The following is a 10970-nucleotide window of genomic DNA, read 5'->3' on the forward strand; positions in this document are numbered from 1 at the left end:
GTGGTGGAGGGGCGGCCGCGCAGACGGCCGTGACCAGCTCGGCAAAATTCCGCCCACTGCGAGGGCGGCCCCTCCGTCGCCTTCGGCGCCACCTCCCCTGCGGGGCAGGGGAGGGATTTCTGCACATCTCGCCCAACGAAAAGGGGCGGCCCGTTGCCGGACCGCCCCCTTTGTTCAGCAAACGGATCGCTTGCCGCACGAGATCCCGGCCTGCGCCGGATGAGTCCGGAGCGCCTTGCGGCGCTCAGGCTCACTTGATCTCGACGGTCGCGCCGGCTTCTTCGAGCTGCTTCTTGAGCTTCTCGGCTTCGTCCTTCGACACGCCTTCCTTGACGGCCTTCGGCGCGCCCTCGACGAGAGCCTTCGCTTCGGTCAGGCCGAGGTTGGTGATGGCGCGGACTTCCTTGATGACGTTGATCTTCTTGCCACCGTCGCCGGTGAGGATCACGTCGAACTCGGTCTGCTCTTCAGCAGCCGGAGCAGCGGCGCCACCGGCGCCACCGACAGCGGCAACCGCGACCGGAGCAGCGGCGCTGACGCCCCACTTCTCTTCGAGGAGCTTCGACAGCTCAGCGGCTTCGAGGACGGTCAGTTCCGACAGCTGGTCAACAAGAGCGTTCAGGTCAGCCATTTGATATTCCCTTCAAAAATTCAGATTGGTTCGAAAAATCGCAAATGAACGACGGCTCAGGCCGCGTCCTTCTCCGCATAGGCATTGAACACGCGGGCGAGCTGCGCCGCGGGTGCCTGGGTGATCGACGCGAGCTTGGCTGCCGGGGCCTGAAGCAGGCCGACAATCTTGCCGCGCAGTTCGTCGAGCGAAGGCAGCGATGCAAGCGCCTTCACGCCTTCCGCGTCGAGCAACATGCTTCCCATTGCGCCGCCGACGATTTCGAGCTTGTCGTTCGTCTTGGCGAATTCGGTAACCACCTTGGCGGCGGCAACCGGATCGGTCGAATAGGAAAGCGCCGTCGGACCCGTCAGCAGGTCCGCGAGCACCGTGTAATCGGTGCCCTCGATCGCGATCTTGGCAAGGCGGTTCTTTGCGACCTTGTAGCTCGCGCCAGCTGCACGCGCCTTGTTGCGGAGGTCCGTCGACTGCTTGACGGTCATCCCGAGGTTGCGGGTGACGACCACCACTGCGACCTCGTTGAAGGTGCTGTTCAGCTCGGCAACGGCCTGGGTCTTCTGAGAACGATCCATGCCTGTCTCCTCACTATGCCCCGGCCAGGGCCGGAGCGGTTACGCCAGAGACCGAGCGGCTGCCCGATCCCCAATGTCCGTGGGGGCATGATCGTCAGGGCCGGAAGGGTCCGGCGGGCTGACCCGGACGCTCCGCGATGCGGATGCGACCGGCGTAAATCTCTGTCCCCGTCTTGGCGGGAAATTAAGTGCGGCCGGTTGCCGCACACCCACTGTCTCGGACGGAACGCGCACCGGTCGCCCGGTGACGCGAAGGCGCGCTCATAGCGGGTGGGGGACAGGAGTCAAGGGTGGGGGTAAGTCTATCCTCCCCCGCAAGGGGGAGGTGCCAGCGCAGATGACGGAAGGGGGAGGACGGCGATGCCCTTAAGGCTCAAGCCGCAGTGCTTCCTCCCCCTCCGTCGCCTTCGGCGCCACCTCCCGTGCGGGGCAGGGGAGGAACTAGGGTGCCTTACTCCGCCGGTGCGGTCTGGTTGCCGGAGCTCTCGCCGCGCTGGACGCGGGCGGTCATGCCGGTGGCTTCGGCGTCGTCCTGAATCTGCGCTTCGTCAGCCGTCGCCGGTTCGGCCACCGGGGCGGGAGCAGTGGCATTGTCCGTCGTCACGGGTGCGACATCGGTGACATTCTCGTCCGCCGGCAGGTCTTCGGTCAGCTCCATTGCGTTGACCGCGTTTTCGGCGGGCGCGGCTTCTTCCGATGCGCCGGAGCAGGCGGCGAGCGCTGCCGCGGCGGCAAGGGCGGTGGCGAGCTGGATCGTACGGCGATAGTTCATCTTTTGTCTCCCGGTGGTGTTCAGCGCGCGGACTGGGCCTGGGTGGCCGAGCGCGCCTCGATCTTGGATGCGAGCGTCTTGTCCCAATTATACGGGTCGCCGCGGAAATTCATCGTGCCATTCGCACTGCCATAGGCGGTCCAGTAGAGCAGATAGACCGCGACCTGCTTTTGCAGCGGGACGCGCGTCGTCTGGCCGCCCGCAACGGTCTCCGCGACCTTTTCCGGCGTCCATACCGGGTCGCCGGCCAGCAGCAGATTGGCAAGCTCGGCCGGGCGCTCGAGGCGGATACAGCCATGGCTGGCAAGCCGGTCGAAGCGCGAGAAGGTGCCCTTGGTCGGCGTGTCGTGGAGATAGACCGCGAAGGGGTTGTTGAAGTCGAACTTGAACTTGCCCAGCGCCGAGTGCGACGGCTGTTGCTGCAGGCGGCGGTTGGCGCCGGTGCCGATCACCTTGAACCCGTTGCGCGCGAGATAGGCCGGCCCCTTTGGGAACAGTTCCCGCGCGGCGATGCCGGCGGGGACGTTCCACGGCGGGTTGATCACGACCGAATGGATGTTGGACACCAGCATCGGCGTCTCGCCGCCGCCGGGCTTGCCGGTCACGCCGCGCATCGACATCACCGGGCGGTCGCCTTCGAACACCGCGACGCTGGCCGATGCGATGTTCACCTGAACCCGGTCGGTCGGCATGGACTTGGGCATCCAGCGCCAGCGTTCCATGTTCGCCATGATCTGACGCACGCGCGCCTCGACCGGGACGTTCAACGCGGCGAGCGTGCCGCTCGACACGGTGCCGGTCGGGTTGAGGCCGTAGCGGCGCTGGGCGCGGATCACCGCTTCCTTCAGCTCCGCGTCGAAACTGTTGCCGAGCCGGGCGACGCCGTCATCCTCGACCGCGAGCCGGGCGCGCAGCGCGGCGACGCGCGGGCCGGTGGCGCCAACGGTCATGTCTGGACCGGCGGCAATCGCCGACCAACCGCCCGCCGCTTCGATCAGGCGATAGCGGGCAAGGCCGGCGCGCAGCGTCTCATAGCCTTCATAGGGCGGGGCGAGGTCAGCGAACCATGCCGCCAGCCGGTTGTCCGCCAGCGCGCGGGTCAGGCCGGGAATCGGGTCCCAAGCCGCCGGGCGCAACGCCCAATCCTCCTGAAAATCGGCGGTGTCGAGGCGACCGATATGGATCGCGCGGGCGTAATCGAGCGCGGCACGGACCAGCCCCGCGTCATCGGCGGGGAGCACCTCCGCCGCCTGGGTCGAATAGCGCAGGCCATGCGCGATCCGGCCCTGCACGATGATGCGGCGCAACTGATCCGCCTGCGCCGGGGTGATCGTCGGCAACGGCAGCGCGACCGGGGTCGGCTGGACCTGAACCGGCGCGGCGGTCGGCGATGCGCTGGGGGTGGGCGACGGCGCAGCGGTCTGCGCCAGCGCGGGAGCTGCGGCTGCGAGCGCCAGAGAGGCCGCGAACAGATGCGGCCCGGGTCGTCCGAACATGGAGCAATACTTCCTTATCACCGGTCCGCGCGATGATAGGGGGGACGCGGGCGAATGTCACCCGCCGTCCTGCACGCTCCCGCAATCTCGATCCCGTCCCGATTGCGTCCAGACCCTAGCTGCGCGCAGGCAGCCGAGCGGCGATCCAGTCGAGGATATCGCGCATCACCACGTCCTTGCCGATGTCGGCGAGCAGGTCGTGATAATAGCCGTCATAGAGTTTGAGCGTCTTGTCGCTGGATCCGGCGCGGTCGAAGAAGAAGCGGCTGCCGGCGGGCAGCGTCGCATGATCCGATGTGCCATGGACGATGAGGATCGGCATCGCGAAGGCACCGAACGCAACCTCGAGCCGTTTGTCCGCCGCCCAGAGCTCGCCAACCGTGCGCGCAGGCTGGGTCTCGTTGGCGATCAGCGGATCGGCGTCCATCATCGCGACATGCGCCGGATCGCGCGAGAAATCGGCGTTCTTGAGCTTGAGCACGCTGAGGCGCGGCAGAAAGCCGCCGATCCACTGCAACAGGTTGAGCGCGAAGCGGGGCGCGGGAACCCGAAAGGCGAAGCTGTGGCAGACAAGCCCCGCGAGCTGCGCCTGGTGCTTCAGTGCGTAGCTAGTCGCAATCACGCCTCCCGCACTGTGGCCGATGAGGAAGATCGGGAGGTCCGAATGATCGACGCGGGCGCGGTCGAAGGCGAGCTGAAGGTCGGCGAGATAGTCATCGAACCGCTCGACATAGAAGCGCGGACCATCGGACGTGCCCCGACCGCGCAGGTCGACCGCATAACAGGCGTAGCCCGCCGCGTTGAGCTGCTCCGCAGGCCACTGCATGTGGACGCCGTGCGCGTTGAAACCGTGCTGGAGCACCACCACGGCCTTGGCATCGGCCACCGGCCAGCTGTGCAGGGTGATGCCGGTGCCGTCGGGTTGGACGATGCGTTCCTGGGTCATGGGTGCCTCCTCTTGGGAATGCACGAAGACTAACAGGGCGCGGCGGGAGCGACGATTACACCATCGGGTAGGTTCGCGTGCCTTTTGGGCAGGTCGGATGCGCGCTTCAATCCTCACCCGCCAGGGGGAGGTGTCAGCGCAGCTGACGGAGGGGGGAAGGGAATCGGCGTGAGCCGAGTGGACGCCGCTATCCTCCCCCTCCGTCGCCTTCGGCGCCACCTCCCCCTGGCGGGGGAGGATTGTCAGGGGAAGCGCGCCAAACGGACGAGGGCCTCGTCCAGCGCGGACAGGAAGCGCGAGCGGTCCTGCTTGCCGAACGGGGCGGGGCCGCCGATCTGGTCGCCGCCGGCGCGCAGATCGGCCATGATTGCGCGCGTCGCGATAGCCGCGCCGATCGAGCTGGTGGTGAACGGCTTGCCGGTCGGCGCAAGGACGGTTGCGCCCGCCTTGAGGCAGCGGTCGGCGAGCAGGATGTCGGCGGTTACGACGACCGTCTTCGGCCCGGCCCGCTCGGCGATCCAGTCATCCGCCGCGTCGAACCCGTCCGAGACGATGCTGCGCGTGATCAGCGGATGATCCGGGATGCGGATGAAGCTGTTGGCGACGATCGTCACCGCTACCTCGCGCCGCCATGCGACCTTGTAGATCTCGTCCTTTACCGGACAGGCATCGGCATCGACGAGGATGTGGAGGGGGGAGGTCATGCCCTTGCCACTTCGTCACCCCGGCCCTGTGCCGGGGTCCACGGTGCCGCACATCTCAATACGTGCGGCATGTGTCCGGCGCTAGCCGCAAACGGCTGGACGGGCTGAGGAGTGGACCCCGGCACAAGGCCGGGGTGACGAACGTCAGTAGAACTCACTTCTTCGGCGGCTTGCCACGATGGGGCTTGGGCGAACGCGCCGGCTGACCGCCACCGGGGCCACCCGCAGGACGCGCGCGGTGCATCGGGCGGCTGTGGTTGCGCGGCTTGCCGTGGCGCGGCTCATGGTCGCCGCGCGTGCCCGGCGGGGGCGGGCCGTCGGCCTGCTCGATCAGCACATCCTCGTCCGGGCCCGCCGATTTGGCGACTTCGCGCGCGAAGCGGTCGGCGATGGCGCGCGGCACCTGAAAGCGGGTTTCACCGGCGCCGATGCGGATCGCGCCGATCTCGCTCTTGGTCACATGACCACGACGGCAGATCAGCGGCAGGATCCAGCGCGGATCGGCATTCTGGCGGCGACCGACATTCATGCTGAACCACACGGTGTCGTCAAAGCCGGGACGATGGACCGGCCCGCGTTGATCGGACGGGCCACGGTCGATCAGCTCCTCGGGCGCGGGCATCGACGCGCGGTGCGCGCGGACCAGCGCGGCGGCGATATCCTCCGCCGTCATCTTTTCCATCAGCTCGGCGGCGAGCGCGCGATCATCCTCGTCCGGCTCGACCGGGGCGGTGATCTTTTCGATCAGGCGGTCGCGATCCTTGGCCTTGATGTCCTCGACGCTGGGGACGGGCAACCACTCGGCGTTGATCTTGGCCTGTTTCAGCGTCATTTCGACGCGGCGGCGGCGCGGATAGGGGACGATGAGCACGGCGGTGCCCTTCTTCCCCGCGCGGCCGGTGCGGCCCGAGCGGTGCTGCAGCGTCTCCGCATCGCGCGGCAGCTCGACATGCACGACCAGGCTCAGCGTCGGCAGGTCGATGCCGCGCGCGGCGACGTCGGTGGCAACGCAGACGCGCGCGCGGCGGTCGCGCAGCGCCTGCAGCGCGGCGTTGCGTTCGCTCTGGCTATGCTCGCCCGACAGCGCGACGGCGGCAAAACCGCGCTCGGTCAGGCCGGCGTGGAGGTGGCGGACATTGTCGCGCGTCGCGCAGAACAGCATTGCCGTCTCCGCCTCATGAAAGCGCAGCAGGTTGATGACGGCGTGTTCGATGTCGGACGGCGCGACCGTGATCGCCTGATAGCTGATGTCGCCATGGCCGCGATCCTCGCCCACGGTCGAGATGCGGTGCGCGTCGCGCTGATAGCGGCGGGCAAGCGCCACGATCGGCTTGGGCATGGTCGCCGAGAACAGGAGCGTGCGGCGCTCCTCCGGCGTTGCGTCGAGCAGCGCCTCAAGCTCCTCGCGAAAGCCCATGTCGAGCATCTCGTCGGCTTCGTCGAGCACGACCGCGCGGATGCTGCTCAGGTCAAGCGCGCCGCGCTCGAGATGATCGCGCAGACGACCCGGCGTGCCGACGACGATGTGCGTGCCGTAGGACAAGGTGCGCCGCTCGCGCGAGGCGTCCATGCCGCCGACACAGGTAGCGATGCGCGCTCCGGCAGGGGCATAGAGCCAGGTCAGTTCCTTGGCGACCTGAAGCGCCAGTTCGCGCGTCGGCGCGATGACCAGCGCCAGCGGCAGGCCGGGGGCGGGCAGGGCATCGCCGTCCAGCAGCTGATCGGCGATGGCGAGACCAAAGGCGACGGTTTTGCCCGACCCGGTCTGGGCCGAAACCAGCAGGTCGCGGCTACGCGCATCATCCTGCGTCACTTCGGCCTGAACGGGGGTGAGGGCGGCGTATCCGCGCTGGGTCAGCGCCTCGGCGAGGCGGGTGGGAAGGTGTGAAAAGGGCATCAAGCTCACAAACATGCCGCGCGCCCCGCGGGCAGCGCGTCGGAATCGAAATTATCGCGGGGATTTGCGCGGGCGATAGCGCATTTTTGTGGGTTTGGCGAGGGGGTGGCCCGGGAACGAAAAAACCCCGGGGTTGCCCCCGGGGTTCTTCGTGGTTCGCTTGCGGGCGAAGATCAGATCGCCGACACCTGGGCGACGTCGACCTTCACGCCCGGGCCCATCGAGGACGAGACTGCGACCTTGCGCAGATACTTGCCCTTGGCGCCCGACGGCTTCGCCTTGATCACCGCATCGACCAGCGCGTCGAAGTTCGAGCGCAGGTCGGCAGCCGAGAACGACGCCTTGCCGATGCCCGAATGGATGATACCGGCCTTTTCGACGCGATATTCGACCTGGCCGCCCTTGGCAGCCTTGACCGCTTCGGCCACGTTCATGGTGACGGTGCCGAGCTTCGGGTTCGGCATCAGGCCCTTGGGACCCAGCACCTTGCCGAGACGGCCGACCAGACCCATCATGTCCGGGGTCGCGATGCAGCGATCGAACTCGATCTTGCCGCCCTGAACGATCTCGAGCAGGTCTTCGGCGCCGACGACGTCCGCACCCGCTTCACGGGCTTCGTCCGCCTTCGCGCCCTTGGCGAACACGCCGACGCGAACGGTCTTGCCGGTGCCTGCGGGCAGGGTGACGACGCCACGGACCATCTGGTCGGCGTGACGCGGATCGACGCCCAGGTTCAGCGCGACTTCGATCGTCTCGTCAAACTTGGCGGTCGCGTTCTTCTGAGCCAGCGCGATGGCTTCATCGACGCCGTACAGCTTTTCGCGGTCGACGGTGCCGGCCAGTGCTTTCTGCTTCTTGGTCTGCTTAGCCATGGGTTCAGCCCTCCACCACTTCGAGGCCCATCGCGCGGGCGGAGCCTTCGATGATGCGCGTTGCCGCATCGAGATCGTTGGCGTTGAGATCCTTCATCTTCGCGGTCGCGATTTCGGCGAGCTGCGAGCGCTTGATCTTGCCGGCCGAGATCTTGCCCGGCTCCTTCGAGCCCGACTTGAGGTTCGCGGCCTTCTTGATGAGGTAGGTTGCCGGCGGCTGCTTCGTTTCGAAGCTGAAGCTGCGATCGGCGTAGACGGTGATGACGGTGGGGAGGGGCGTGCCCTTCTCCTGCTCGCCGGTCGCCGCGTTGAACGCCTTGCAGAACTCCATGATGTTGACGCCGCGCTGACCCAGCGCCGGACCGATCGGCGGCGAGGGGTTGGCGGAGCCCGCAGGCACCTGGAGCTTGATATAGCCCGTGATTTTCTTTGCCATTGTTCTCACTCTGTCGCTGGACGCGGCATATCGCCCCGTCCGGTTCAAGTTTAGCGGTCCAAGCGCCCCGGACTTGCGATCCGGTGCTCCCGCAATTCCATCGGGTTCCGGTGGAAGCGCGCGCCCTTAGCGAGGAAGCGGGCGAAAGGCAAGCGCGGGCTTTTTGGCTTGCAATGTTGGAAATTACATGTTCTACATCTGTTCCATTCGGGATTAGGTCGCAGGCGGCACTTGTGCGATTTCCAAAGCGTCGCTAAAGCGCGGCACCGCACAGGGGTGTAGCTCAGCTGGTTAGAGCGTCGGTCTCCAAAACCGAAGGCCCTCGGTTCGAATCCGAGCTCCCCTGCCACTTTCCCGGGCGCGCCCCGGTTCCCTTGCAGAGGTATCGCCCCGCATGTTCCGCGCGCTCTATGACTGGACGCTGAGGCTGGCCGGTCATCGGCATGCCGAGCGCTATCTGGCGACCGTCAGCTTTGCCGAATCGAGCTTTTTCCCGATTCCGCCCGATGTGATGCTGGTGCCGATGGTGCTGGCGCGGCGCGAGCAGGCGTATCGGATTGCGACGATCTGTACGATTGCGTCGGTACTGGGCGGGCTGTTCGGATACGCGATCGGGTACTTCCTGACGGGGTTCGCGCATCAGGTGCTGGAGTTTTTCCGGCACGGCGCGTTCGAGGATTTCACCGCCGCCTATCAGAAATGGGGCGCGGCGCTGATCCTGGTGAAGGGGCTGACCCCGATCCCGTTCAAGCTGGTCACGATCGCCAGCGGCCTGTCGCACTATCCGCTGGGCCTGTTCATCCTGCTGTGCACGATCACGCGCGGCGCGCGCTTCTTCCTCGTCGCGTTCCTGCTCAAGAAATATGGCGAGCCGGTGCAGAAGGTGCTGGAGGAGCGGCTGAACCTGATCGGGTGGCTGGTGCTCGCCGCGCTGATCGGCGGCTTTGCCGTGGTGGCGCTGGTATGAGCGCGGAGGCGACCCGGGCGCTGATCGAGCGCTATTATGCGGCGTTCAATGCGGGTGACAGCGCCGCGATGCTCGATTGCCTGAGCGAGGATGTCGCGCATGACATCAACCAGGGCGGGCGGCAGAACGGGAAGGCGGCGTTCCGCGATTTCCTGGCCCATATGGACCGGTGCTACCGCGAGCGGCTGGCCGATATCGTGGTGATGACGTCGCCGGATGGCGCGCGGGCGGCGGCGGAGTTTGTCGTGCACGGTGAATATCTGGCGACCGACGAAGGGCTGCCGCCAGCGACCGGCCAGACTTATGTCCTGCCGGCGGGCGCGTTTTTCGAAGTGCGCGACGGCGCCATCGCCCGCGTGTCGGTTTACTACAACCTTGCCGACTGGATCGCCCAGGTAGGCGGATGAGCATCAGCGTCCGCACGCTCGACCCCGGCGAGGTGCAGGAGCGCATCGCCGATCTGGCGCGGTTGCGGATCGCGGTGTTTCGCGAATGGCCATACCTCTATGACGGCGATGCGGGGTATGAGAGCGGGTATCTCGCCAGCTTTGCCGCCGCGCCGCACGCGGTGCTGGTCGCGGCGTTCGACGGCGCGGACATTGTCGGCATGGCGACCGCATCGCCGCTGAGCGCGCAGGGGGCGGCGGTGCTGGAGCCGGTCGCAGCGCATGGGTTCGACGTTCCCACGACCTTTTACTTCGGCGAATCGGTGTTGCTCCCGCAGTGGCGCGGGCGCGGGATCGGCCATGCGTTTTTCGACCAGCGTGAGGCGGGCGCGCGGCGGGCGGGGGCGACCCACGCCACCTTCTGTTCGGTGATCCGGCCCGACGATCATCCGATGCGGCCGGAGGGTGCGCGCAGCCATGCCGCGTTCTGGACCGCGCGCGGCTATCGCGAAGTGCCGGGGCTGGTGTGCACGATGCACTGGGCGGACCTGGGCGAGGCGGGTGAGACGCCGCACCGCTTGCAATTCTGGAGCCGCGCGCTGTGAGCGGGTTCATCCTGGGCGCCGCGGCCTATCCGGTCGACCGGCTGGCCGACTGGGACGCCTATGCCGCCAAGATCGCGCGCTGGGTCGGGGATGCGGCGGATGCGGGGGCGCAAATCGCGCTGTTCCCCGAATATGCCGGGATGGAGCTGACCGCGCTCGACCCCGCGAGTGTCGAGGATCTGCACGGGTCGATCGCGGCGCTGGGATCGCTGGTCGAGCGGGTCGACGCGCTGCATGCCGGGCTGGCGGTGCGGCATGGCATCCATATCTGCGCCGGGAGCCTGCCAGTGCGCGAAGGCGATGGCGTGTTCCGCAACCACGCGCGGCTGTTCGCGCCGAGCGGCAAGATGGGCACGCAGCGCAAGATCGTGATGACGCGGTTCGAGCGCGAGGAATGGAATATCGGCGGTGGCGCGCCGCTTACCGTGTTCGACACCGATCTGGGGCGGATCGGGATCGCCATCTGTTACGATGTCGAATTCCCGCTGATCGTGCGCGCGCAGGTGGAGGCGGGGGCGACCCTGATCCTTGCCCCGTCGGCGACCGACAGCCTGCACGGATATCATCGCGTGCGGGTGGGGGCGCAGGCACGGGCGCTGGAGAACCAATGCTATGTCGCGCAGGCACCGGTGGTGGGGGAGGCCGAATGGACACCCTCGCTCGGCACCAGCCATGGCGCGGCGGGG

The 10970-nt window shown here is 67.2% G+C and carries 13 protein-coding genes and 1 tRNA gene; 5 read left to right on the forward strand and 9 right to left on the reverse strand.

Features of this window, described 5'->3' with window-relative positions; genetic code table 11:
- Positions 1–250: 250 nt before the first annotated feature.
- The 9 genes from rplL to rplK form a co-directional block, all read right to left on the reverse strand.
- Positions 251–631, reverse strand: coding sequence for a 50S ribosomal protein L7/L12 (gene rplL / locus AX681_RS15800; protein WP_066658151.1), 381 nt, complete (start codon positions 629–631; stop codon positions 251–253).
- A 56-nt stretch (positions 632–687) separates the two neighbouring features.
- Complete coding sequence (gene rplJ / locus AX681_RS15805) at positions 688–1203, reverse strand: 50S ribosomal protein L10 (protein WP_066658149.1); 516 nt, start codon at positions 1201–1203, stop codon at positions 688–690.
- 451 nt (positions 1204–1654) lie between these two features.
- Positions 1655–1975 carry a hypothetical protein gene (locus AX681_RS15810; RefSeq protein ID WP_066658147.1) on the reverse strand — a complete coding sequence of 107 codons (321 nt, stop codon included), beginning with the start codon at positions 1973–1975 and terminating at the stop codon, positions 1655–1657.
- A 20-nt stretch (positions 1976–1995) separates the two neighbouring features.
- Positions 1996–3471: a L,D-transpeptidase family protein gene (locus AX681_RS15815; protein ID WP_066682472.1), complete on the reverse strand. Its 1476-nt coding sequence runs from the start codon at positions 3469–3471 to the stop codon at positions 1996–1998.
- Between the two features lie 115 nt (positions 3472–3586).
- Complete coding sequence (locus AX681_RS15820) at positions 3587–4417, reverse strand: alpha/beta hydrolase (RefSeq protein ID WP_066664941.1); 831 nt, start codon at positions 4415–4417, stop codon at positions 3587–3589.
- A gap of 242 nt (positions 4418–4659) precedes the next feature.
- A complete protein-coding gene (locus AX681_RS15825) occupies positions 4660–5121 on the reverse strand; it encodes a YaiI/YqxD family protein (protein ID WP_066663146.1) in 462 nt (153 codons plus the stop codon).
- A gap of 154 nt (positions 5122–5275) precedes the next feature.
- Positions 5276–7018 (reverse strand): DEAD/DEAH box helicase, encoded by a 1743-nt coding sequence (locus tag AX681_RS15830; RefSeq protein ID WP_066663148.1) that lies wholly within the window; start codon positions 7016–7018, stop codon positions 5276–5278.
- Between the two features lie 173 nt (positions 7019–7191).
- Positions 7192–7890, reverse strand: coding sequence for a 50S ribosomal protein L1 (gene rplA, locus AX681_RS15835; protein ID WP_066663143.1), 699 nt, complete (start codon positions 7888–7890; stop codon positions 7192–7194).
- Between the two features lie 4 nt (positions 7891–7894).
- Complete coding sequence (gene rplK / locus AX681_RS15840) at positions 7895–8326, reverse strand: 50S ribosomal protein L11 (RefSeq protein WP_066663141.1); 432 nt, start codon at positions 8324–8326, stop codon at positions 7895–7897.
- Between the two features lie 272 nt (positions 8327–8598).
- On the opposite strand from rplK, the gene AX681_RS15845 reads away from it, so the two are divergent.
- From AX681_RS15845 to AX681_RS15865, 5 genes are all read left to right on the forward strand, one after another.
- Positions 8599–8675, forward strand: a tRNA-Trp gene (locus tag AX681_RS15845).
- 45 nt (positions 8676–8720) lie between these two features.
- A complete protein-coding gene (locus AX681_RS15850; RefSeq protein ID WP_066663138.1) occupies positions 8721–9293 on the forward strand; it encodes a YqaA family protein in 573 nt (190 codons plus the stop codon).
- A complete protein-coding gene (locus AX681_RS15855; RefSeq protein WP_066663132.1) occupies positions 9290–9700 on the forward strand; it encodes a ketosteroid isomerase-related protein in 411 nt (136 codons plus the stop codon). Before AX681_RS15850 ends, AX681_RS15855 begins: the two co-directional genes overlap by 4 nt.
- Entirely contained in the window at positions 9697–10284 is a 588-nt protein-coding gene (locus tag AX681_RS15860) for a GNAT family N-acetyltransferase (protein ID WP_066663128.1), read from the forward strand. The genes AX681_RS15855 and AX681_RS15860 overlap by 4 nt, the downstream gene beginning before the upstream one ends.
- A partial coding sequence (locus AX681_RS15865; RefSeq protein WP_066682474.1) for a carbon-nitrogen hydrolase family protein occupies positions 10281–10970 on the forward strand: 690 nt, incomplete at its 3' end. The genes AX681_RS15860 and AX681_RS15865, both read left to right, overlap by 4 nt.

It is taken from the genome of Sphingomonas sp. CCH9-E2 (assembly GCF_001557215.1).
GTDB lineage: Bacteria > Pseudomonadota > Alphaproteobacteria > Sphingomonadales > Sphingomonadaceae > Sphingomonas.